This window comes from Yinghuangia aomiensis, from assembly GCF_039542225.1.
Classification (GTDB): Bacteria; Actinomycetota; Actinomycetes; order Streptomycetales; family Streptomycetaceae; genus Yinghuangia; species Yinghuangia aomiensis.
Genome location: NZ_BAABHS010000004.1, coordinates 293,632 through 313,426, shown reverse-complemented (window position 1 = coordinate 313,426; position 19,795 = coordinate 293,632). Strand labels below are relative to the sequence as shown.

Annotated in this window: 20 protein-coding genes and 1 riboswitch; of the genes, 12 read left to right on the top strand and 8 right to left on the bottom strand. The window is 73.1% G+C overall.

Annotation, left to right across the window (positions count from 1 at the left end; all coding sequences use genetic code 11):
• The first annotated feature begins 163 nt into the window (after positions 1-163).
• Together ABEA93_RS07675 and ABEA93_RS07670 are read left to right on the top strand one after the other, a co-directional pair.
• Entirely contained in the window at positions 164-1,189 is a 1,026-nt protein-coding gene (locus ABEA93_RS07675) for a 6-phosphofructokinase (RefSeq protein WP_345674549.1), read from the top strand.
• Positions 1,189-1,752, top strand: coding sequence for a TIGR03086 family metal-binding protein (locus ABEA93_RS07670; protein ID WP_345674548.1), 564 nt, complete (start codon positions 1,189-1,191; stop codon positions 1,750-1,752). The genes ABEA93_RS07675 and ABEA93_RS07670 overlap by 1 nt, the downstream gene beginning before the upstream one ends.
• Positions 1,753-1,828: 76 nt before the next feature.
• Here ABEA93_RS07670 and ABEA93_RS07665 read toward each other — a convergent pair whose 3' ends face one another.
• Positions 1,829-3,727, bottom strand: a complete 1,899-nt coding sequence (locus ABEA93_RS07665) for an anthranilate synthase family protein (RefSeq protein ID WP_345674547.1) — start codon at positions 3,725-3,727, stop codon at positions 1,829-1,831.
• 415 nt (positions 3,728-4,142) lie between these two features.
• On the opposite strand from ABEA93_RS07665, the gene ABEA93_RS07660 reads away from it, so the two are divergent.
• The 3 genes from ABEA93_RS07660 (at position 4,143) to ABEA93_RS07650 (ending at position 7,607) form a co-directional block, all read left to right on the top strand.
• Positions 4,143-5,507, top strand: a complete 1,365-nt coding sequence (locus tag ABEA93_RS07660; RefSeq protein ID WP_423531416.1) for a class II 3-deoxy-7-phosphoheptulonate synthase — start codon at positions 4,143-4,145, stop codon at positions 5,505-5,507.
• Positions 5,508-5,601: 94 nt separating this feature from the next.
• Positions 5,602-6,621, top strand: coding sequence for a threonine aldolase family protein (locus ABEA93_RS07655; protein ID WP_345674545.1), 1,020 nt, complete (start codon positions 5,602-5,604; stop codon positions 6,619-6,621).
• A complete protein-coding gene (locus ABEA93_RS07650) occupies positions 6,618-7,607 on the top strand; it encodes a polysaccharide deacetylase family protein (RefSeq protein WP_345674544.1) in 990 nt (329 codons plus the stop codon). The genes ABEA93_RS07655 and ABEA93_RS07650 overlap by 4 nt, the downstream gene beginning before the upstream one ends.
• On the opposite strand, the gene ABEA93_RS07645 is transcribed toward ABEA93_RS07650, so the two are convergent.
• Both ABEA93_RS07645 and bfr read right to left on the bottom strand, forming a co-directional pair.
• Entirely contained in the window at positions 7,604-7,924 is a 321-nt protein-coding gene (locus ABEA93_RS07645; RefSeq protein WP_345674543.1) for a (2Fe-2S)-binding protein, read from the bottom strand. The genes ABEA93_RS07650 and ABEA93_RS07645 overlap by 4 nt on opposite strands.
• A 123-nt stretch (positions 7,925-8,047) precedes the next feature.
• Entirely contained in the window at positions 8,048-8,527 is a 480-nt protein-coding gene (gene bfr, locus ABEA93_RS07640) for a bacterioferritin (RefSeq protein WP_345674542.1), read from the bottom strand.
• A gap of 131 nt (positions 8,528-8,658) precedes the next feature.
• Here bfr and ABEA93_RS07635 point away from each other — a divergent pair, with 131 nt between their 5' ends.
• On the top strand, positions 8,659-9,264 hold the full coding sequence (locus ABEA93_RS07635; RefSeq protein ID WP_345674541.1) for a sulfite oxidase-like oxidoreductase: 606 nt from the start codon (positions 8,659-8,661) through the stop codon (positions 9,262-9,264).
• 46 nt (positions 9,265-9,310) lie between these two features.
• Here the strand turns inward: ABEA93_RS07635 and pknB are convergent, their stop codons facing one another.
• The 4 genes from pknB to thiO form a co-directional block, all read right to left on the bottom strand.
• Positions 9,311-11,377 (bottom strand): Stk1 family PASTA domain-containing Ser/Thr kinase, encoded by a 2,067-nt coding sequence (gene pknB, locus ABEA93_RS07630; protein WP_345674625.1) that lies wholly within the window; start codon positions 11,375-11,377, stop codon positions 9,311-9,313.
• Between the two features lie 130 nt (positions 11,378-11,507).
• Positions 11,508-12,302, bottom strand: a complete 795-nt coding sequence (locus tag ABEA93_RS07625) for a thiazole synthase (protein WP_345674540.1) — start codon at positions 12,300-12,302, stop codon at positions 11,508-11,510.
• A 50-nt stretch (positions 12,303-12,352) separates the two neighbouring features.
• On the bottom strand, positions 12,353-12,571 hold the full coding sequence (thiS, locus tag ABEA93_RS07620; protein WP_345674539.1) for a sulfur carrier protein ThiS: 219 nt from the start codon (positions 12,569-12,571) through the stop codon (positions 12,353-12,355).
• Entirely contained in the window at positions 12,568-13,755 is a 1,188-nt protein-coding gene (gene thiO, locus ABEA93_RS07615; RefSeq protein ID WP_345674538.1) for a glycine oxidase ThiO, read from the bottom strand. Before thiO ends, thiS begins: the two co-directional genes overlap by 4 nt.
• Positions 13,754-13,866: riboswitch (TPP riboswitch) on the bottom strand. (Overlaps the previous gene by 2 nt.)
• Before the next feature lie 123 nt (positions 13,867-13,989).
• On the opposite strand from thiO, the gene ABEA93_RS07610 reads away from it, so the two are divergent.
• From ABEA93_RS07610 to ABEA93_RS07585, 6 genes are all read left to right on the top strand, one after another.
• Positions 13,990-15,195, top strand: coding sequence for an NAD(P)/FAD-dependent oxidoreductase (locus tag ABEA93_RS07610; RefSeq protein ID WP_345674537.1), 1,206 nt, complete (start codon positions 13,990-13,992; stop codon positions 15,193-15,195).
• Positions 15,196-15,268: 73 nt separating this feature from the next.
• On the top strand, positions 15,269-15,634 hold the full coding sequence (locus tag ABEA93_RS07605) for an Rv2175c family DNA-binding protein (protein WP_345674536.1): 366 nt from the start codon (positions 15,269-15,271) through the stop codon (positions 15,632-15,634).
• Complete coding sequence (gene thiE, locus ABEA93_RS07600; RefSeq protein ID WP_345674535.1) at positions 15,631-16,278, top strand: thiamine phosphate synthase; 648 nt, start codon at positions 15,631-15,633, stop codon at positions 16,276-16,278. Before ABEA93_RS07605 ends, thiE begins: the two co-directional genes overlap by 4 nt.
• 132 nt (positions 16,279-16,410) lie before the next feature.
• Positions 16,411-16,914 (top strand): guanyl-specific ribonuclease, encoded by a 504-nt coding sequence (locus tag ABEA93_RS07595; protein WP_345674534.1) that lies wholly within the window; start codon positions 16,411-16,413, stop codon positions 16,912-16,914.
• Positions 16,911-17,354 (top strand): barstar family protein, encoded by a 444-nt coding sequence (locus tag ABEA93_RS07590; RefSeq protein ID WP_345674533.1) that lies wholly within the window; start codon positions 16,911-16,913, stop codon positions 17,352-17,354. Before ABEA93_RS07595 ends, ABEA93_RS07590 begins: the two co-directional genes overlap by 4 nt.
• A 200-nt stretch (positions 17,355-17,554) precedes the next feature.
• Entirely contained in the window at positions 17,555-18,649 is a 1,095-nt protein-coding gene (locus tag ABEA93_RS07585; RefSeq protein ID WP_345674532.1) for a hypothetical protein, read from the top strand.
• Here the strand turns inward: ABEA93_RS07585 and ABEA93_RS07580 are convergent.
• Complete coding sequence (locus ABEA93_RS07580) at positions 18,585-19,694, bottom strand: polyprenyl synthetase family protein (protein WP_345674531.1); 1,110 nt, start codon at positions 19,692-19,694, stop codon at positions 18,585-18,587. The two genes, ABEA93_RS07585 and ABEA93_RS07580, sit on opposite strands and share 65 nt — an antisense overlap.
• Positions 19,695-19,795: the final 101 nt, after the last annotated feature.

Genomic DNA, 19,795 nt, shown 5'->3' with positions numbered 1-19,795 from the left:
GCCCGCCGCAAGGCGCCCCGAAGACACCCCTTTCGAGTGGGCCCGAACGGGATCGCGGCGGCCCGGTGTGGCGTGTGTCACGCGGTAGGTTGGGGGTGGTGGCCGTTTCGGGCTTGTGTCCGGGCGTGCCCGTTCCGTCCTCGGCAAGGCGAAGGGGAGCTGTATGCGCGTCGGCGTTCTCACCGGTGGGGGCGACTGCCCCGGCCTCAACGCGGTGATCCGGGCGGTGGTCCGCAAGGGCGTCACGGATTACGGCTACGACTTCGTGGGCTTCCGGGACGGCTGGCGCGGCCCCCTCGAAGCCGACACCCAGACCCTCGACATCCCCGCGGTCCGCGGAATCCTGCCGCGCGGCGGCACCATCCTCGGCTCGTCGCGCACCAACCCGATGAAGATCGAGGGCGGCGTCGAGAAGATCCGGGAGAACCTCGCCAAGCTGGAGGTCGACGCGCTGGTCGCGATCGGCGGCGAGGACACCCTCGGCGTCGCGACCCGGCTGCACGAGCACGGCGTGCAGGTCGTCGGCGTGCCCAAGACGATCGACAACGACCTCGGCGCGACCGACTACACGTTCGGCTTCGACACGGCGGTCAACATCGCCACCGAGGCCATCGACCGCCTGCACACCACCGCCGAATCGCACCGCCGGGTGCTCATCGTCGAGGTCATGGGCCGGCACGCGGGCTGGATCGCCATCCACTCGGGCATGGCGGGAGGCGCGAACGTCATCCTCATCCCCGAGCAGCAGTTCGACATCGAGCAGGTGTGCGGCTGGGTGGAGAGCCGGTTCCGCACCAACTACGCGCCGATCGTCGTGGTCGCCGAAGGCGCCGTCCCGCTGGACGGGCAGATGGTCACCAAGGACCAGAGCCTCGACGCGTTCGGGCACGTCAAGCTGTCCGGCATCGGCGACTGGCTGGCCGCCGAGATCGAACGCCGCACCGGCCACGAAGCCCGCACCACCGTCCTCGGCCACGTGCAGCGAGGCGGCACCCCGACCGCGTTCGACCGCTGGCTCGCCACCCGGTTCGGCTTCCACGCCATCGACGCCGTGCACGACGGCGCATGGGGGCAGATGGTCGCGCTGCGCGGCGTCGACGTGGTCACCGTGCCGCTGCAGGAGGCGACGCGGGAGCTGAAGACCGTGCCGCCGTCGCTGTACGACGAAGCGAAGACGCTGTTCGGCTGATGGACATCCTCGACGCTTTCGACCGGGCCATGCGCGAGTTCGACTCGCGCGTCCACCAGGTCGGCCCCGACCAGTGGGGCGCGGACACGCCGTGCACGGACTGGTCCGTGCGCGACCTCGTCAACCACGTGACAGCCGAACACCTGTGGGCCCCCGAGCTGTTCGCCGGCAAGTCGCTCGCCGAGGTCGGCGACCGCTTCGACGGCGACGTGCTCGGCGACAACCCGGTCCGCACCTGGGAGCGCGCCGCGGAGGAATCCCGTGCGGCGTTCCACGCCGACGGGGCGCTCGACCGCGCGGTGCACACCAGCGCCGGACTGACCCCGGCACCCGAGTACGCCTGGCAGATGATCAGCGATCTGACCGTGCACGCCTGGGACTTGGCTCGCGGCATCGGCGCCGACGACGGCGTCGACCCGGACCTCGCCCAGGCCGTCTACGACGCGATGTCCCCGCACGTCGCCTCCTGGCAGGGCTACGGCGTCTTCGCCCCGCCCGTGCCGGTACCGGACGACGCGCCGGTGCAGGACCGCCTGGTCGGACTGCTCGGCCGGCGCCCCTAGCCCGGCCGGCGGCACGGCAGTCCCCGGTGTCCCCGGATCCCCTCGCGGGATCCGGGGACACGGCCGTCTCGGCACGTCACAGCGCGCCCAGCACCTCCCGCACGATGGTGATCCCGTTCGCGGTGAGCACCGATTCGGGGTGGAACTGCACACCGGCGACTCGCAGCCCCTTCGCTCGCATGGCGTGGATCTGCCCGGACTCCGGGTCGGCGGCGAACTCCAGCCCGTAGGGCGCGCGCCGCGGCTCCACCGCGCTGAACGTGTTGTAGAAACCGACCTTCTCGTTCCGGCCGAAGAAGTCGATCCCCACCTGCTTGCCCTGGTAGGGCGTGTGCTTGCGCACCAGCTCCAGGCCCAGTTCGGCGGCGATCAGCTGGTGGCCGAGGCACACGCCCAGCATCGGCCCGCCCGCGTCCAGGCGCCGCCGCACCGCGGCGCCCATCGTGCGCATCTTGCGGTCCAGGACGTGCCGCGGGTCGCCCGGGCCGGGGCCGACGAGCAGCAGTTCGGCTTCGGTGACGCGGCGCGCGGACACCTCGTCGTACGGCATCAGGTCCACCCGCAGCCCGAGCGTGCGGAGCAGGTGCGCGAGCATCGCGGTGAAGGTGTCCTCGCCGTCGATCACCAGGACCCGGCGCCCGGCCAGCTCCGGGGCCCGCAGCGCGTCGTCGTCGCGCGCCGTGAGCCAGAACGGGGCCAGCCCGGCATTGCGGGCGGCCAGCAGCCGGGCGATCTCGGGGTCGTCGGCGAACCGCACCGGCGCGCCGTCGGCGGCCGGGCGCCGCGAGGCGGGGACGACGCCCAGCGCGGCCAGCACCCCGGCCGCCTTGGCGTGCGTCTCGGCGACCTCGTTGGCGGGGTCCGAGTGCCGCACCAGCGTCGCCCCGGCCGGGACGCGCAGCGAGCCGTCGGGCGCCAGGTAGACGGTGCGGATGAGGATCGGCGCATCGAGGGTCTGGCGGCCTTCGGCGTCGCGGCCGATCAGCGCGACGACGCCCGAGTAGTAGCCGCGGCCGGTCGGCTCGTGGCGGCGGATCACCCGGCACGCGTTCTCCAGCGGCGAGCCGGTGACCGTGGGCGCGAACATCGTGCCGCGGAGCACCGCCCGCACGTCCAGCGAACTGCGGCCGCGCAGCACGTACTCGGTGTGCGCGAGGTGGCCCATCTCCTTCAGGTACGGGCCGAGCACCCGGCCGCCGAGGTCGCACACCTCGCTCATCATCTTCAGCTCTTCGTCGACGACCATGAACAGCTCGTCGACCTCCTTGCCGTCGCGCAGGAACGCCAGCAGGCCGTCCTTGTCCGGCCCGGCGGCCGGATAGCGGTAGGTGCCGCTGATCGGGTTCATGACGACGTCGCCGCCGATGGCGCTCACGTGCCGCTCGGGGCTGGCGCCGACCAGCGTGACGCCGCCGGTGCCGGTGTGGATCAGATACGTCCAGTACGCGCCGGACTCGCGGGTCAGCAGCCGGCGCAGCAGCGTGCCGGGGGTGGCGGGCGAGTAGTCGGCGATGCGGTCGCGGTAGTCGCGGCGGATGACGAAGTTCGCGCCTTCGCCGCGGCCGATCTCGTCGGCGATGACGCGTTCGACGATCCCCGCGTACGTCGCGTCGTCCACGTCGAAGCCGCCGCCGGCCAGGGCCACCGGGGTGTCGGGGAGGGCGGCGAGGACGTCGTTGTAGGCCAGCGCGTGCTGCTCGGCGATGCGCAGGCACAGCAGCGGGGTGCCGTCGTCGTCGGCTTCGAAGCCGCGCTCGCGGATCTGCCGGTACGGGATCAGGGCGAGCACGTCGTGCCGCGGCCCGTGCGCGGGCGCGCCGTCCGGCAGCGGGATCGCGTCGAGCGACGGCGCCTCGACCACGTCGCCGAGCAGCAGGTCGACGGTGTCGGAGCCCTCGCGGCGGATCAGCGCGAAGGGCGGCGGCGCGGCGGCGAAGAGCGGGGCGAGCAGGGCGGCGGCGGAGGGGGACGTCACAGCGGGTACTCCCGAGAGGCGGGGCCGCCCGCCGGGCCCCGCCGCACCCCCCGGACCAGGTCCGGAAACGCCGACGGCCGCCCTTGCGGGCGGCCGTCGGATCGAAGCTTCAGCGATCGCGCAGGACAGTGGCCGCCGCAGTGCGGGGCCACCACCAGGAACTGAGTCGGGGCGAGATCACGGGAGCACTGTAGCGGGGAGAGCGGGCAGGGGAGAAGTACCGCGGCGCCGACAGGCCGCGCGCCGCGGCGGGCGGCCGCGGTGCGGGAAAGGATCCGCAGGTCACGCCGCATCGGCCCGCGACGTCCGTGCCACGTGGCCCCGGCATTCGCCCGGGTGGCCCCGCCGCTGCCCGCCCCCCGTCCCGAAACTCCTGGTCAGTGACCTGCGTCTCGCCTGTCGGGCAAGGTCCTAAATGCCTTGCCCGATTGTTTATCTTGGGTGGGTGACTGCGAACGAGATCCAGACCTGGCGGACCCTCCCGGCTGCGCAGCAGCCCGAGTGGCCGGACACCGAGGCCCTGCGTGCTGCGCTCGCGGACCTCGAGTCCTATCCGCCGCTGGTGTTCGCGGGCGAGTGCGACCAGCTGCGCGGCCGGCTGGCCGCGGTCGCGCGCGGCGAGGCGTTCCTGCTCCAGGGCGGCGACTGCGCCGAGACGTTCGCGGGCAACACCGCCGACGCGATCCGCAACAAGCTCAAGACCCTGCTGCAGATGGCCGTCGTCCTCACTTACGCGGCATCCGTGCCGGTCGTCAAGGTCGGCCGTATGGCGGGGCAGTACTCCAAGCCCCGCTCGCAGCCGATCGAGACGCGCGACGGCGTCACGCTGCCGACGTACCGCGGCGACGCGGTCAACGACCTGGCGTTCACCGAAACGGCCCGCGTCCCGGACCCGGAGCGGCTCAAGCGCATGTACCACGCGTCGTCCGCGACGCTGAACCTGGTGCGCGCGTTCACCACCGGCGGCTACGCCGACCTGCGCCAGGTGCACGCCTGGAACCAGGACTTCGTGGCCCTGTCCCCGTCCGGCGAGCGCTACGAGCGACTGGCGGCGGAGATCGACGGCGCGCTGCGCTTCATGCACGCGTGCGGCGTCGACCCGGAGGAGTTCCGCACCGTCGAGTTCTTCGCGTCGCACGAGGCGCTGATCCTCGACTACGAGTCGGCGCTGACCCGCGTCGACTCGCGCACCGGCGACCTGTACGACGTGTCCGGCCACATGGTGTGGATCGGCGAGCGCACCCGGCAACTGGACGGCGCGCACGTCGAGTTCGCGTCCCGGATCCGCAACCCGATCGGCGTCAAGCTGGGCCCGACGACCACGCCGGAAGACGCCCTCGCGCTGATCGACAAGGTCGACCCGGAGCGTGAGCCCGGCCGGCTGACGTTCATCGTCCGTATGGGCGCGGGCAAGGTCCGCGACGTGCTGCCGACGCTCGTGGAGAAGGTCACCGCGTCCGGCGCGCAGGTCGCGTGGGTGTGCGACCCGATGCACGGGAACACGTTCGAGGCGTCGAGCGGCCACAAGACCCGTCGCTTCGACGACGTCCTCGACGAGGTCAAGGGCTTCTTCGAGGTGCACCGCGGCCTCGGCACCCACCCGGGCGGCATCCACGTCGAGCTGACCGGCGACGACGTCACCGAGTGCGTGGGCGGCGGCGACGAGATCTTCGTCGACGACCTGCACCAGCGCTACGAGACGGCGTGCGACCCGCGGCTCAACCGCAGCCAGTCGCTCGACCTGGCGTTCCTGGTGGCGGAGATGTACCGCGGCCACTGAGCCGCATCGGCGAAGTGCCGGAGAGTTCCGGCGAAGGGGTGTCCGCGGTCGCGCGGGCGCCCCTTCGCCGTGTCCGGATGGCAGGCTGGCCCCTGTGATTGATCTGCGCAGCGACACCGTCACCCGGCCCGCCCCCGCGATGCGCGCCGCCATGGCGGATGCCGAGGTCGGCGACGACGTCTACGGCGAGGACCCCACCGTCCGTGCCCTGGAGAACCGCGTCGCGGCCCTGTTCGGGGGCCGCCACGCCGGCCTGTTCACGCCGACCGGCGTGATGGCCAACCAGATCGCGGTGCGGCTGTCCGTCGCCCCGGGCGAGGAACTGGTCCTGGATGCGGACGCGCACATCGTGGCGCACGAGGACGGCGCGGCGGCGTGGCACGGCGGCATCCAGACCCGGACCGCGCTGAGTCCGCGCGGCCTGCTGGAACCGGCGGACGTCGGCAGACTGCTGCGCCCGGGCGACGCGCACACCGTCGGCACGCGCGCGGTGGCCGTCGAGCAGACCCACAACCGCGGCGGCGGCTCGGTGTACCCGATCGAGCAGCTGCGGGCGATCCGCGAGCTGACCGCGGACGCCGGTGTCGCGTTGCACTGCGACGGGGCCCGCATCTGGCACGCGCACGTCGCCACCGGCACGCCGCTGCCCGCGTACGGCGAACTCTTCGACACCCTGGCCGTCTGCCTGTCGAAGGGCCTCGGCGCCCCGGCCGGGTCGGTGGTGCTGCTGCCCGCCGACCGGATGGCGGAGGCGCGCCGGATGCGGCACCGCATGGGCGGGGCGATGCGGCAGGCGGGCATCCTCGCCGCGGGCGGCCTGTATGCGCTCGACCACCACATCGCCCGGCTCGCCGACGACCACGTGCATGCGCGCCTGATCGCGGACGCGCTGGGCGACGCGGGTCTGGACGTCGTCGCCCCGGAGACCAATCTGGTGCTGGTGCGGCTGTCCGAGCCGCGGCCGGACGCCGCGACGGTGGCGGAGCGCTGCCGGGCCGCGGGTGTGCTGGTCAGCGTGTTCGGCCCGCGTCTGATCCGCATCGTCACGCACCTGGACGTCGACGCGTCCGCGGCCGCGAAGGCTGCCGAAGCGGTCGTGGAGGCCGCCGCGTGACGCACACACGGGGGCGCTTTCGGGGGAGTCTCGGGGGACGGGGGAGCCGGGGGACCGGCTTCGCGGCGTTACTCGCCGCAGCACTGCTCGTCGCGTTGGCCGGGTGTTCCGGCGGTGGTGCGGGCACGCCGAAGGCCGCGGCGTCGAGTCCGGCGCCGGACGGGCCGGGTGCGCGCGGGGCGCCCGGTGCGCCGGGCAGCGCTCCGGCGTCCGGCAGCCCGGTCCCGGTCGTGCCGGCCGGGGCGGGCGGGATCCCGGGGGCGAAGACGCTGCCGCTCGGCCCGGACGGGCTGCCGGCGGTGTTCGACAACGGTCCGCGGGCCAAGCCGCGGGTGGCGCTGACGTTCGACAGCGACATGACGGCGGGGATGCAGGAGCGGCTGCGGACCGGCAAGACCGCGTCGTACGACAACACGGCGCTGCTGGCGGATCTGCGGCGGTTGAAGGTCCCGGCGACGTTCTTCATGACCGGGCTGTGGATCGACACCTATCCGCAGGAGGCCAAGGGGATCGCGACCGATCCGCTGTTCGAGGTGGCGAGCCATTCGCTGACGCACCGCGGGTTCGCGGGGCAGTGCTACGGGCTCGGGCACGTGCCGGAGAACGAGATGGCGGCGGAGGTGCGGGCGCCGTTCGAGCGGCTGAAGGCGGTTCCGGGGGCGCGGACCGTGCCGTACTTCCGTTTCCCGGGCGGCTGTTACGACAAGGCGGCGCTGAGGGCGATCGCGTCGACGGGGGTCATGCCGGTGCAGTGGGACGTCGTCAGCGGCGACGCGGACGGCGCGACCGGCGACAAGATCGCCGCGACGGTGCTGGCGAAGGTGAAGAACGGGTCGGTCGTGGTGATGCACAACTCGCTGGGCCCGGCCGCGCACACCGCGGACGCGCTGCCGAAGATCGTGGCGGGGCTGCGGGCGAAGGGCTTCGAGATCGTCCTGGTGTCGGACCTGGTGGGTGCGGCGGCCGGTCAGACGGCGGCCGGCTAGGCAGCGGTGTCGGTCGCCACAATCGTCAGCGGAACGGGGACGACCGGGATCGGGAGGCTTACGCTGGTGCGGTCGGCTGCGTCGGCGGCGGCGTGTCCGGGCTTCTCGGCGCGGCACACCTTGCCGCAGCGCGGGGTGCAGCCGCCGCAGGAGCGGCTCTCGTCGCGGGGGATCATCGAGCAGATCGTCTTCACGCAGCGGCCGCAGTCGGTGCCGGCGCGGCAGGACGCGGCGATCTCGCGCATGCTGCGGGCGCCGTCGTCTATCTGGGCGCTGACCTGGCTGTCGGTCACGCCGAAGCAGATGCACACGTACACGGGCCGTCCCCCAAGGGTGAGGTTACTAAGGTAAGGGTAACCTCACCCCCGGCGGCAGGTGAAGAGAGGTGTGCGTCACGTCCCCGCGGACGCCTCGCGGCGCGGGTCCGGGACGCGGCCGGATCAGCTTTCGGGCTGCTCGATGAGCTGCGCGATGTAGAGCGGCTCGCCGAGCTTCTTCAGCAGGTCGAGCTGGGTCTCCAGGTAGTCCACGTGCTCTTCCTCGTCGGCGAGGATGTCCTCGAAGATGTTCGCCGAGGTCGCGTCGCCCTTCTCGCGCATCACGAGGATGCCGGAGCGCAGGCGCTCGATCGCCTCCATCTCGACGGCGAGGTCGGCGCGGAACATCTCCTCCAGCGTCTGGCCGATGCGCAGCGCGTTCAGCCGCTGGTAGTTCGGCAGGCCCTCCAGGAAGAGGATCCGGTCGGTGATCTTCTCGGCGTGCTTCATCTCGTCGAAGGACTCGTGCCGGGTCCACTGCGCGAGCTTGGTGTAGCCCCAGTGCTCCTGGAGTTTCGCGTGCAGGAAGTACTGGTTGATGGCGGTCAGCTCGGCGGTCAACTGCTCGTTGAGCAGTTCGAGGATCTGCGGGTCGCCGTGCATCGCAAGTCACCTTCCGACGGAAACGAATGGGGTTTATGTGAATCCTGTCACCCCATGCGGCTTTGATTCCACGAAGGGAAGGCTTGCCTTCCATCAGCCCGCGTCGTGGGCGGGGCGGGCGGTCTGGGAGCATGGACGCCATGGACCCCCGACTGCCCCCCGGCCAGCGCCTCCAGCGGGGTTGGCCGGTCCTGCACTACGGCCCGGTGCCCCGCTTCAAGCCCGACACCTGGGATTTCCGGGTGTTCGGCGCCACCGCGTCGGGCGACAAGCACTGCTGGAACTACGAGGAGTTCTCCGCGCTGCCGCGCACCACCGTGGTCGCGGACTTCCACTGTGTCACCAAGTTCAGCATGCTCGGCAACGAGTGGGGCGGTGTCGCCGCCGAAACCTTCCTCGAGATAGCCCCGCCCGCCCCCGAAGTCACGCACGTGATGGTGTGGGCCGAATACGGATTCAGCTCCAACCTGCGCATCACCGACGTCGCCACCGAGCGCGCCATGTTCGCCACGCACCACGACGGCGAGCCGCTGACCGCCGAACACGGCTTCCCGGTCCGGCTGATCGTGCCGCACCTGTATGCCTGGAAGGGCCCCAAGTGGGTCCGCGGCATCGAGTACATGGTGGTCGACAAGCGCGGGTTCTGGGAGGAACGCGGCTACCACAACATCGGCGACCCGTGGCAGGAGCAGCGCTACTCCTACCAGGAACGCGAAGGCGACGGACCCGAACTCTGACGGGCCCGCCGCCCCCGGCGGTACACGGCGCGCGGTCGCCCGCGCGTCAGAAGATGTTGATGGTGACCTTCGATCCGCGCGGCGCCATGTTGTTGCCGCCCGGGCTCATGCTGGTGACCTTCTTCGGGCCCAGCGGGAACACCGTGTTGGACTCGACCTGGAACCCGGCCGCGGTCAGCGCGGCCTTGGCTTCGTCCTCGCTCATCCCGTCGACCTTCGGCACCAGGACCATGTCCTGGCCCTTGGAGATCTGCACGGTCACGGTCGCCCCCGGATAGACGGGGCTGCCCTGCGGCGGCGTCTGCGACGCGATGCGCCCGGCCGGCACGTCGTTCGAGAACACCTGGTTCGGGTCGACGACCAGCTGGATGCCGCTCGGCGTCAGCGCGTCGCGGGCCTCCTGCTCGGTACGCCCGGTCAGCACCGGCAGCGCCACCGGCAGGCCGCGGCTGACCGTCAGGTCCACCGTCGTCCCCGGCGACACCAGCGTGCCGAAGCCGGGCGACGCGGAGACGACCTGTCCGGGAGGCCGCGCGTCGTCCTGCTGCACGATCTTCCCGACCACGAGCTTGGCGTCGGTGACGGCCTGCCGCGCCTGGTCGACGGTCTGCCCGTCGACCTGCGGCACCGCATAGCGCTCCGGCCCGCGCGAAACGCGCAGCAGCACCGTCGAGCCCTTGTCCACCGACCGGCCCGCCTGCGGATCGGTCGCGATGACCGCACCCGACGCGACCGTCTCGCTGAACTCCTCCTCGACGCGGAACTTGAGGCCGCTGTTCTTGAGCTTGCGCTGCGCGTCCGCGGCCTGTTCGTTCACCACCGCGGGCACCTTCGCCGACTGCCCGGCGCCGAGCTTCCACGCCACGACGCCGATCGTCGCGGCGACCGCCAGGACGACCAGCAGCGCGATCACGCCGCGGCCGGGCCCGCGGCGGCGCCTGCGGCCGGGAGCGCCGCCCTTGGCGTCGTAGGCGTCGGGGGTGCCGTCGGGCGGGGTGGCGTAGCCGTCGTCGTCGTAGCCGTGATGGCCGCCGTACGGGTGCTCGTCCAGGATCGACTCGGTCGACAGGCCCAACGGTCCCAAGTCCAGCGGGATCTCCACCTGCCGGGTGAGGTTCGCGTCGGCCGGCTCGGGTTCCGGGCCCGCGGGCGGGCCCGGCGTGTAGGCGGGCTGGTGGAGGGCGACCGGCTCGGGCTCCGGCGCGTACGTGTTCGGCGGGGGCGGCGGCAGGACGCGCTCGGCCGCGCCGAAGTCGAGTTCGGTCTCGGTCATCGCGTGCTGCCGGGTGCGGCGCACCAGCGCGAGGAACTCGTCGGCGTCCGCGGGACGGTGCCGGGGGTCCCGGTCGGTGGCCGCGGCGACCAGCCCGTCCAGTGCGGGCGGCAGGCCCGGCACCGCTATCGACGGCGGCGGGACGTCCTCGTGCACGTGCTTGTAGATGATCTCGACCGCGGAGCGCCCCTGATACGGCTGACGGCCCGTCAGCATCTCGTAGAGGAGGATGCCCGCGGCATACACGTCCGACGTCGGCGATGCCGCGCCGCGTTCGATCTGCTCCGGCGCCAGATATGCCACCGTCCCGACCAGGACCTTGCCGGTCGCCGCGGATGCCGCCGTCGCGGTCGCACGCGCCAGTCCGAAGTCGGCGACCTTGATGCCGCCGTCGTCGGAGATCAGCACGTTCTCCGGCTTCACGTCGCGGTGCACGAAGCCGGCGCGGTGCGCCGCGCCGAGCGCGGCCAGCGTCGGTTCGAGTACGCCGAACGCTTCGCGCGGGGTCAGCGTGCCGAGGTCCTGGAGGAGTTCACGCAGCGTGCGGCCTTCGACGTACTCCATCGCGAGGAACACCACGTCGCCGTCGTGTCCTTGGTCGAACACGCCGACCACGTTGGGGTGCGCCAGGCGCGCGGCGGCCTTGGCCTCGCGGATGAACCGGTCGGTGAAGGACGCGTCCGCGGCCATCGCCGGGTGCATCACCTTCACCGCGACCGTGCGGTCCAGACGCATGTCCTCGGCACGGTAGACGGTGGCCATGCCGCCCGCCGCGATCCGGGCCCGGACCCGGTAACGGCCGTCGAGCACGCGCCCGACGATCGGGTCGTCATTCGTCATGTCCACGCCAGGGATTTTACGGTCACGTAGTCCCCGACGAGTGGCAGGACCGTCCGGTTCCGGTCACGGAACGTGGGCCTCGCCATGCCGCGGCGGCCGCAGCCTGCGTCGGAGAGCCGGGGTGTCGGGGTCAGAATGCCGGGATTTCGGCGAGGCCGTCGGTCGGCGACGACGCTTCCGCGTAGTGCCGCATCGGGATCCGCCCGGCCCGGTAGGCGAGCCGCCCGCCGTCGACGGCGCTGCGCATCGCCGCGGCCATCAGCGCCGGTTCCTGGGCGCGCGTCACCGCGGACGCCAGCATGACGGCGTCGCAGCCCAGTTCCATGGCGAGGGCGGCGTCGGACGCGGTGCCGATGCCCGCGTCGAGGACGACCGGCACGGTCGCCTGCTCGGTGATCAGCCGGATGTTGTGCGGGTTGCGGATGCCCAGGCCGGAGCCGATCGGCGAGCCGAGCGGCATGACCGCGGCGCAGCCGACCTGTTCCAGGCGGCGGGCGACGACCGGGTCGTCGTTCGTGTAGGCGAGGACGACGAAGCCGTCGTCGACGAGCCGTTCGGCGGCGTCCACGAGTTCCACGGTGTCCGGCAGCAGGGTCCGCTCGTCGGCGACGACCTCCACTTTCACCCAGTCGGTCTCCAGCGCTTCGCGCGCGAGGCGGGCGGTCAGCACGGCTTCGCCGGCGGTGTAGCAGCCGGCGGTGTTCGGCAGGGGCCGGATGCCGAGCTTGCGCAGCAGGTCGAGGACGGAGCCGGTGGTGCGCGGGTTGAGCCGGCGCATCGCGACCGTGGTCATCTCGGTGCCGGACGCGACCAGCGCGGCTTCCAGGATGTCCAGGCTCGGCGCGCCGCCGGTGCCGGTGATCAGCCGGGAGGAGAAGACCTCGCCGCCGAGCTGGAGCTTGTCGTCCGCGGTCGCGTGCGTCATTGCCGTCCTCCTTGGCGTGTGGGGGTGGGGTGTTCGGGGTGGTCGGGGGGTCAGCCGCCCTGGACGGCGGTGAGGACCTCGACGCGGTCGCCGGCGTCGAGCAGCGTGGACGCCCATTTGCTGCGCGGCACGACGTCCTCGTTGACCGCGACGGCGACGCCCTTGGTGGCCGAGGTCATGGTCGCGATGAGCGCGGCGACGGTGGTGCCGGCGGCGAGCGGGCGGGGTTCGCCGTTGACGGAGATCGTGTGGGCGGGCTCGACGGTCATGCGTAGGACAGCTCCTTGCCGGTGGTGGCGGTGAAGCGCGCGGGCCCCCAGGGGCGGACGACGTCGGGGACGGTGCCGTCGGCGAGGAGTTCGGCGACGGCGTCGGCGGTGACGGGGGTCAGCAGGATGCCGTGCCGGTAGTGGCCGGTGGCGGCGATCAGGCCGTCGAGGCCGGTGCGGCCGATCAGCGGCGCGTTGTCCGGGGTGCCGGGGCGCAGGCCCGCGTGCGTTTCCACGAGCGGGAGTTCGGTGACGCCGGGGACGAGTTCGCGGGCGTCGCGGAGGAGTTCGTAGACGCCGCCGGCGGTGACCTCGGTGTCGTAGCCGAGGTCGTTCTCGGTGGCGCCGATCACGAGTTCGCCGTCGGCGCGCGGCACCAGGTACATGCTGCCGCCCTTGACGACGCCGCGGACGTTGTGGCTGAGGAACGGCCGGTAGGCGTCCGGGACGTGCAGGCGCAGGATCTCGCCCTTGACCGGGCGGATGGGCGGCAGCAGGCCGGGCGGCAGGCCTTCGACGGCGTTGGACCAGCAGCCGGCCGCGAGGACGACCTGGCCGGCGGACACGTCGGTGCCGTCGTCGAGGCGGGCGCCGGTCGCGCGGTCGCCGGCGGTGAGGAGAGCGGTGGCGCGGGCGGGCCGCAGGGTGACGCCGGGTTCGCGTTCGCAGGCGGCGAGGAGCGCGGCGACGAGGCGGCGGTTGTCGATCTGGTGGTCGCCTTCGACGTGCAGGCCGCCCGCGACGGCGGGGGAGAGCATCGGTTCGAAGCGGCGGCATTCGCGGCTGGTCAGCCAGGTGGAGGCGAGGCCGAGGCGGGACTGGAACGCGTGGAGGTCCTTGAGGACGGCACGGTCGTCGGCGTCGAGGGCGACGGCGAGGGTGCCGCAGGCGCGGTAGCCGGAGGGGAGTCCGGAGGCCTCCTCGAGTTCGGCGGCGAAGGCGGGGTACCGGGCCGCGGAGTCCATGTTGAGGCGGAGCAGGGACTCTTCGCCGTACTGGAGTTCGGAGACCGGGGTGAGCATGCCCGCGGCGGCGTGCGAGGCGCCGCGGCCGGGCTGCGGGTCGGCGAGGACGACGGTGAGGCCGCGGCGGGCGGCGCGCCAGGCGATCGAGAGGCCGATGACGCCGGCGCCGACGACGAGGACATCGGGGGAGGCCGAGGGGCTCGGGCTCGCAGAAGCCATGGCTGGTGGACACACTCCCTTGCGCCGGCATGACCCGGATCAGGTTCGGACGGTCGGGGGCTCGCAGCCCCCCTCTCAGCCCGGTCCCACCGGGCTCCCGTGAGGACTCAACCCTACCTCCGGCCGGAATCGTCGGATTGTCGGACTGGGTGCGGAGGTCCCGGTACGTGATCCTTGCCTCAATCAAACTCTTCGTCGTCGGCCGTACACGTGTCGACCCCTAAGGTTCCCCGCATGGAGAACGTGCTTGTCGTGGGTGCCGGCATGGCCGGCCTGCAGACTGTCGTGGGGTTGCGCGAACAGGGCTACACCGGCCGGATCACCCTGCTCGGGGCCGAGCCGCACAAGCCGTACGACCGCCCGCCCCTGTCCAAGGAGGTCCTCGGCGGCAAGACCGACGACTCCACCTTCGAAGCGGACTGGGACGCCCTGGGCGTCGAGCTGCTCCTGGGCCGCGCCGCCACCGGGCTCCGCCCGGCCGACCGCGAGGTCGACACCGACGCGGGCCCGCTCGCCTACGACCGGCTCGTGATCGCGACCGGTTCGCAGGTCGTCAACCTGCCCGGCGCGGCCGACGTCGACGGCGTCCACACCCTGCGCACCCTCGACGACGCGCGCCGCCTCCGCGCCGCCCTCACCCCCGGCGCGCACGTGGTGGTCGTCGGCGCGGGCTGGATCGGCGCCGAAGTCGCCACCTCCGCGGCCGCGCTCGGCTGCCGCACCACCGTCGTCGAAGCGCTGCACGCGCCGCTCGCGGGTGCCTTCCCCGACGACATCGGCACGCGCTTCGTCCCGTGGTACGCCGAGGCCGGCGTCGAACTCCTCCTCAACGCCCGCGTCGACCGCCTCGAACCCGGCGCGGTCCACCTCGCCGACGGCACCCGGCTCCCCGCCGACGCCGTCGTGGTCGGCATCGGCGTCCGCCCCGACACCGGGTGGCTCGCCGGCTCCGGCCTGGACCTCGACCCGCGCGGCGCCGTCGTCGTCGACGACCACCTGCGCACGTCGCACCCCGACGTCTACGCGGTCGGCGACTGCGTCGTCTTCCCGTCCGCCCGCTACGGCGCCCGCCTGCGCGTCGAGCACTGGGACAACGCCCTGCACGGGCCCCGCACCGTCGCCGCGAACCTGGCCGGCGGCGACGCGGCGTACGACCCGGTGCCGTACTTCTGGTCCGACCAGTTCGGCCGCATGATCCAGTACGTCGGCCACCACGGCCCCGACGACGAACTCGTGGTCCGCGGCCCCGGCGAGGACGGCAAGTGGAGCGCCGGCTGGTTCGCCGGCGACACCCTCGTCGCACTGATCACCGTCGCCCGGCCGCGCGACCTGGCCCAGGGCCGCAAGCTCGTGCAGACCGGCGCCGCGGTCGACAAGGCCAAGTTCGCCGACATCGGCACCGCGCTCAAGGACGTCCAGCGGGCCGACGGCACGGCCTGAGCCGCCGCGACGCGCGGGGATCTCGTCGGAAAGCACGGGATTCCCGTACGTCGCAGGGCCCTATTCTGGAGCCGTGAGCGAGACCGACACGACCATCGAAAAACTCATCGCCGACTGGCTGACCCTCCCGGACCTCGCCGAGATCTTCGGCGTCGAGGTGACCCGGATCCGGCAGCTCCTCAAGGACCGGCAGATCCTCGCCGTCCGCCGCGGGGAGAACAACAGCCTCCAGGTGCCCGCCGCGTTCATCCAGAACAACGCCACCGTCAAGGGCCTCACCGGGACCTTCACGGTGCTGGAGGACGCGGGCTTCTCCGACCGCGAGATCCTCGAATGGCTCTTCACGCCGGACGAGTCGCTGCCCGGCACCCCCATCGACGCGCTCCGCGGCAACCGCAAGACCGAGGTACGCCGCCGCGCCCAGGCCCTCGCGGTATGACGGACATCCGCGGCCGCCTCGACGCGGCCCGCCTGTACCTGTGCACGGACGCCCGGGAGAAGCAGGGCGACCTGCCCGAGTTCCTGGACGCCGTGCTGGCCGCGGGCGTGGACATCGTCCAGCTGCGGCAGAAGACCGGCCTGGAGGCCAAGCAGGAACTGGCCCACCTGGAAGTCTTCGCGGACGCCGCGCGGCGGCACGGCCGGCTCCTCGCCGTCAACGACCGCGCGGACGTCGCGCACGCGGCGGGCTCCGACGTCCTCCACCTCGGCCAGGACGACCTGCCCGTGCCGCACGCCCGCGCGATCCTCGGCGACGAGGTGGTCGTCGGGCGGTCCACACACGCCGAAGCCGAGGTCGACGCCGCGCTCGCCGAGCCCGGTGTCGACTACTTCTGCACCGGCCCGGTCTGGCCGACCCCGACCAAACCGGGGCGCCCGGCACCGGGCCTGGACCTGGTCCGCTACACGGCGTCGCTCCGGCCGGCCCGGCCGTGGTTCGCCATCGGCGGCATCGACCTGGGCAACCTCGACGAGGTCCTCGCCGCGGGGGCCCGCCGGGTCGTCGTGGTCCGCGCGATCACCGAGGCCGAGGACCCGGGAGCCGCGACCCGGGAGTTCGTGCGGCGGTTGGCGGGGGAGTAGACGACGGCGCGAGGGCGGCCGGGCGATACCGAGGCCCGGCCCGCCCTCAGACCGCGCTTCTCCCCGCGTGTCCCATCCACCCCCGCTGCCCCGGTGCGTGCCACCATCCCCGTCATGAACGGGATGTCACGAATGTCGGGCAAGCCCCGCATGGTCCTCGCCGCCGCGCTGCTCGCGGCGGTGGCGGCGATCGCGCTGGTCATCGGGCTCACCCGGGGCGGCAGCGAGGCCAACAGCCCCGGGGCGACGAGCGGGACGCCGGCATCGGCGGCCGCGCCGAGTACCGCGCCGCGGGACGCGACGCATTCACCGAGCCCGTTCGGGCCGAGCACGTCGCGCCCGGTGTCCGTGCCGCCGGGTATGACCACCGTGGCGGCGGCCCAACTGCCCCCCGAAGCCCAGACCACGCTGCGGCGGATCGAAGCCGGCGGGCCGTTCCCGTACACCAAGGACGGCACGGTCTTCGGCAACCGCGAAGGGCGCCTGCCGAAGGAGAAGAGCGGCTATTACCGCGAATACACCGTCGACACCCCCGGGTCGGACGACCGCGGCGCCCGGCGGATCATCGCCGGGAACGCGGGGGAGCGCTACTACACGTCCGACCACTACGCCACGTTCCGGGTGATCGTGCCGTGACCCCCTGGCGCGACGTCAACGCGTGGCACGAGCTGCGCAACGCGACCGCATGGACGTCCGGACTCCTGCCCCCGGACCTCGCCGACGTCCACGACGCCGCCCCGGTCGACGTCCTCACCGCGTCGGCCCGCACCCACGGGTGGTCGAGCGCCGTCGTCGACCTGCGCGACGCGCGGGACAAAGCCGGGGCGATGGACGCGTTCGCCGCCGGACTGTCGCTACCCGCGTATTTCGGCCGCAACTGGGACGCCCTGTGGGACTGCCTCACCGACGACACACTCCTGCCCGAACCCGCACGGCGCGTGATCGTCGTCGACCGGTGGCGCACCTTTGCCGACCGGAACACGGACGACTGGGACCGCATCCGGGAGCTGCTGCGCGACGCGGCCGAGTACTGGGCCGGGACGCGCACGCCGATGGTAGTGCTGGTGCGGTGGTGACCGGGCCCGGGGCATTCCTCCGGCGCCGCGGGTGATCCCGTTCGGACCCGCAACCGACGGCCAAGCGAACCCGAATCGTGCCGCAATCGAGCGGCAAACGACAGAAAACGTGCGCCATCCGGGTGGACCCGAGGGTGAATGGGCGCGCGGCATGCGCGATACCCCTGTGATCACGCTTCCGAAGTGGCCAGACTTCGCGCATGAACAGCTCGACTGACCGACGCCGGGCGGGTTCGGCGTACGACAGCATCCTGCTCGCGTCGACCTCGCCGTCCCGCCTCGGCGACACCGTCGTCCCGTCCCCGCGCCTGGTGGCCGTCCCGCTCGGCGAGGCCCCGGCGACCGGGCCGACCGCGGAAGAAGACGGCGCGGCCGACGACGCGCCGGGTGCCTTACCGCCGAGACCGATCGTTCCGCCACCCAGGGACGGCGGCGGGGCCGGTGCGGGGACAGGGGAGCGGATTCCGGAATCGGGCGGGGGCACGGGTATGGACGCGGGGGCGGGCGGGGCTCGGGGCGAGGGCGAACGCGGCGGGCTGATGGCGCCGCTGCTCGCGCTGGGGATCTGCCTCGGAGTGATCTTCCTGATCGGCCGCTTCCCGCCGGAGATGCTGCGGACGGCGGCCACGGAACCCGCGGAGCCGGTCCGGATGGCGGCGCCGCCGACGGCGGCCGGCGCCGAGGCGAGCGCGGCGGCGCCGGGGAACGGCGGTGCGCCGACGACCACTCCGGGAACGGGGCCGGACGCCGGCGACCGCGGACGCGACGGCGGAGCCGCAGCGGGACCGCGCACCGGATCCGGGCAGCCGACGGGCACCACGGGCGGACGGAGCACGGGAGACAGGGCCGGCGGCGACGGCCGGGCGAACACGCCCGGCAGGACCGGAACGGCGACGTCCCCGGCACGGGTGCCGGATTCAGGGTCGCCGTCGCGAAAGGGCAGCAACGATCCGTCGGGGACCAGGGCCGGCGCGGGCACCCCGAACCGGTCGACGCCGGGACACGGCACGGCGGCGGAGAAGCCCGGGCAGAGCGCGCCGCAGGTTCCGCCGACCCGGCCCGCGGGGCCGACCGAGGCCGAGGACCGCAACGGGTGCCCCACCTGGACCGTCCGCAGCCGGACCGCCGGTCACACGGTGATCCTCCGCGGATCCGCGGACGGCACGCGGCTGGTCGTGGCAAACACGGCCGCCTCGTCCACCACCGTCGTGCGGGTCGCGCCCGGTCGGCTCACACCCGCCGAACCGTCGCCGCCTCGGCCAACTCGTGCAGCACCGTCCGCGCATCGGCCGTGACCGCCGCGCTGTCGAGGGCCGCCAGCGCCCGCTCGGTGAGCGTGCCGATCATCGCCTCGACCTCGGCCAGCGCGCCGGTGCCGGCGATGACGCCCTGGAGGTCCTTGACCCCGGCATCGTCCAGCGCCGGGTCGCCGAGCAGCTCGTCGACGATCCGGCGCTGCGCCGCCGTGCCGCGCTCGGCGGCCAGCGCGAGCAGCACCGTGCGCTTGCCTTCGCGCAGGTCGTCCCCCGCCGGCTTGCCGGTCTCGGCCGGGTCGCCGAACACCCCGAGCACGTCGTCGCGCAGCTGGAACGCCTCGCCGAGCGGCAGCCCGTACGCCGAGTACGCCACCAGCAGCTCCGGCCCCGCCCCCGCCAGCGCCGCGCCGACATGCAGCGGCCGCTCGATCGTGTACTTCGCCGACTTGAACCGGATCACCCGCCGCGACCGCTCCACCGACCCGCCGCCCATGGCCTGCTCGAGGACGTCCAGGTACTGCCCGGCCATCACCTCGGTCCGCATCACGTCGAACAGCGGCTTCGCGGCGGCCAGCGCGGCCGGGTCCACCCCGCTGCCGGAGAACATCTCGTCCGACCACGACAGGCACAGGTCGCCCAGCAGCACCGCGGCCGCCTCGCCGAAGCCCGCCGCGTTGCTGCACCACCCCGACGCCCGGTGCAGCGCCTCGAACCGCCGGTGCACGGCGGGCTTGCCGCGCCGCGTGTCGCTGCTGTCCATCAGGTCGTCGTGGATCAGCGCGCTGGCCTGCAGCAACTCCAGCGACGTCGCCGCCCGGACCGCGGCGTCGCCCGCCGGCCCCGCGTCCACGCCGCCCGCGCCGCGCCAGCCCCAATAGCAGAAGCCGGGGCGCAGCCGCTTGCCGCCGTCCACCAGGAAATCCCGAAGTGCCTCCGCGACCGGCGCCATCCCCTCGCCGACATCGGCGAGCACCGCCGACTGCCGGTCCATGAACGCCGCCAAGGCGTCGTTGACCCGGCCACGCAGGCCGTCCCGGTCGAGCGGGTGCACTGCGCCGGGTATCGGATGCTGCGAGCGAGTCACGGGGGTCGTCTTCCAGATCAGACCGGATCAGAGTCGGGCCCAAGCAGCCTAACCGGGCAGTGGGGCTGCGACAGACGGCGGTACACGCGTATACGCGCGCG

What these genes read in the sequence shown, in the direction of transcription:
- ABEA93_RS07675 (WP_345674549.1), top strand. Translation starts at nt 164, where the DNA reads ATGCGCGTCGGCGTTCTCACCGGTGGGGGCGACTGCCCCGGCCTCAAC.
- ABEA93_RS07670 (WP_345674548.1), top strand. Translation starts at nt 1,189, where the DNA reads ATGGACATCCTCGACGCTTTCGACCGGGCCATGCGCGAGTTCGACTCG.
- ABEA93_RS07660 (WP_423531416.1), top strand. Translation starts at nt 4,143, where the DNA reads ATGCCTTGCCCGATTGTTTATCTTGGGTGGGTGACTGCGAACGAGATC.
- bfr (WP_345674542.1), bottom strand. Translation starts at nt 8,527, where the DNA reads ATGCACGGCGACCCGCAGATCCTCGAACTGCTCAACGAGCAGTTGACC.
- ABEA93_RS07635 (WP_345674541.1), top strand. Translation starts at nt 8,659, where the DNA reads ATGGACGCCATGGACCCCCGACTGCCCCCCGGCCAGCGCCTCCAGCGG.
- pknB (WP_345674625.1), bottom strand. Translation starts at nt 11,377, where the DNA reads ATGACGAATGACGACCCGATCGTCGGGCGCGTGCTCGACGGCCGTTAC.
- ABEA93_RS07625 (WP_345674540.1), bottom strand. Translation starts at nt 12,302, where the DNA reads ATGACGCACGCGACCGCGGACGACAAGCTCCAGCTCGGCGGCGAGGTC.
- thiS (WP_345674539.1), bottom strand. Translation starts at nt 12,571, where the DNA reads ATGACCGTCGAGCCCGCCCACACGATCTCCGTCAACGGCGAACCCCGC.
- thiO (WP_345674538.1), bottom strand. Translation starts at nt 13,755, where the DNA reads ATGGCTTCTGCGAGCCCGAGCCCCTCGGCCTCCCCCGATGTCCTCGTC.
- ABEA93_RS07610 (WP_345674537.1), top strand. Translation starts at nt 13,990, where the DNA reads ATGGAGAACGTGCTTGTCGTGGGTGCCGGCATGGCCGGCCTGCAGACT.
- thiE (WP_345674535.1), top strand. Translation starts at nt 15,631, where the DNA reads ATGACGGACATCCGCGGCCGCCTCGACGCGGCCCGCCTGTACCTGTGC.
- ABEA93_RS07595 (WP_345674534.1), top strand. Translation starts at nt 16,411, where the DNA reads ATGTCGGGCAAGCCCCGCATGGTCCTCGCCGCCGCGCTGCTCGCGGCG.
- ABEA93_RS07585 (WP_345674532.1), top strand. Translation starts at nt 17,555, where the DNA reads ATGAACAGCTCGACTGACCGACGCCGGGCGGGTTCGGCGTACGACAGC.